General features: G+C 41.0%; 2 protein-coding genes and 1 pseudogene. All 3 read left to right on the forward strand.

Annotated elements, in window-relative coordinates:
- Positions 1 to 169: pseudogene (locus tag KQJ19_RS23470) on the forward strand (carbonic anhydrase); the annotation flags it as partial.
- Between the two features lie 208 nt (positions 170 to 377).
- Positions 378 to 1316, forward strand: coding sequence for a hypothetical protein (locus KQJ19_RS23475; RefSeq protein ID WP_049270986.1), 939 nt, complete (start codon positions 378 to 380; stop codon positions 1314 to 1316).
- Between the two features lie 66 nt (positions 1317 to 1382).
- The coding region (locus KQJ19_RS23480; protein WP_216404268.1) for an NAD-dependent epimerase/dehydratase family protein at positions 1383 to 1769 on the forward strand (387 nt) is incomplete at its 3' end.

Here is a 1769-nt window from a genome sequence, read left to right on the forward strand (position 1 = left end):
GCTCAATAATATTAAAACGCATCCTTGCGTCGCGGTTGGGCTGCGAAATAATGCGCTTCGTCTGCACGGCTGGGTATATGACATCGAAAGCGGTGAAATCCGTACCCTGGATAAAAACAGCAAAACCTACGTCTCCCTTGCTGATAACCCGCAGGTGCATTTCGAGTAAATCGTCCACTGGAGCAAGGATGCTCTGGAGAGCTTTTACCTACTTTTGTGCTATAGACAAAAAACATGCTTGCGACTAGTTTTAAAATAGCCACTGGTGTTCTCACATCAGTTTTCGCACATTCATACAACGTTGCGACAGGTCTCATGAACTGAGCCGCAAATAGCTGTTCATACATGATGCAGGCGATAAAAAGGAGCGGGTACGAATGCAAGCAAAAATAAAAAGAATAATAAATATGTTATTCTATCATGAGTCGTGGGATATCATGATTATTAAGGATCATGGTACACACTTATTCCCGAATAATACACTGGATATATTAAGTAAATCCGCTGCACAGCAGTTAAAAAAGAAATATACGTTTCAGGCCGATCCTTTTCTTATTGAAAAAGATGATAAACTGTTTGTTTTTTATGAAGCTTTTAGCTTTCGCAACTCGAAAGGCACGCTCCGATGCCGTATTCTTGATCGTGAACTGGTTGAAATTGATGACGTGAAACTTGAAGGTTTTGACGACCTGATGTGTCATTTGTCATTTCCTTTCCTGATCAATATTAACGATCAGCTCTTCATGATTCCTGAATCATCAGAAAGAAAAGAAGTGATACTGTTTCAGTCAGTAGAGTTTCCTACGCGCTGGAAGAAAATTAAAGTTCTAATCTCTGACACCGAAGTGACAGATAACATTTTTCTTTCAATGAATGAGACCTGCTATCTTATGTCGACCACCATGGATAATAAAATAATTATTCATTCGGCCGAGCATCTCCACGGACAGTGGCAGAGAATTACTCCTGCATTGAAGGTGAGCAATCATCATCATCGGGGAGCGGGTGCGCCTTATCTTGTCGATAACAAAATGTATTTCTTAACCCAGGAATGCACACCTGAAACGTATGGAAAATCTATCTACATCAAAGAATTAGTTACACTGAATGACGCTACTTTTGATGAGAATCTGATCGAACAAATCAATTCGTCGATCAACCACAGTGACGGCGTTCACACGCTAAATTTCTCAAGTAATTATATTGCCTATGATACAAAAATAAATAAGTTCAGTCTGTTGGCAATCTTTAAAAAAATATCATATAAGTGTATGATTAAATATAGAAACGTATACCTTTCCCGGCAAAATAACTGATCCATTGGATCCTTGGGTGCATTGCTGGAAAATCGCTCGGGTTTTTAGCATTTTTCTGGAGTCTGTATGGCTATTCTTGTCACTGGTGGTGCAGGTTATATTGGTTCACATACTGTTTTAACGCTACTGGAAAGAGGCGATGATGTCGTTGTCATCGATAATCTGGCGAACGCCAGCCGAATCTCGCTGGACAGGGTCGCGGAACTCACAGGAAGGGAACCCATTGTCTATATCGCTGATGTTCTCGACAGGCAGGCATTAAAAAACATTTTCGCCAACCATAACATCACCGATGTCATTCATTTTGCGGGCCTCAAATCGGTTTCCGAGTCAATAAAAGAACCCCTTGCTTACTACGAAAACAACGTCACTGGAACGCTGGTTTTACTGGATGGGATGCTGGCCGCAGGCGTTAATCGATTCATTTTTAGCTCATCTGCTACGGTATACGGT

This window comes from Citrobacter sp. S46_ASV_140, from assembly GCF_018919545.1.
GTDB classification, from domain to species: domain Bacteria; phylum Pseudomonadota; class Gammaproteobacteria; order Enterobacterales; family Enterobacteriaceae; genus Citrobacter; species Citrobacter braakii.

Bases quoted from the DNA above. Each gene is read 5' to 3' on its own strand.
- KQJ19_RS23475 (WP_049270986.1), top strand. From the start codon at position 378: ATGCAAGCAAAAATAAAAAGAATAATAAATATGTTATTCTATCATGAG.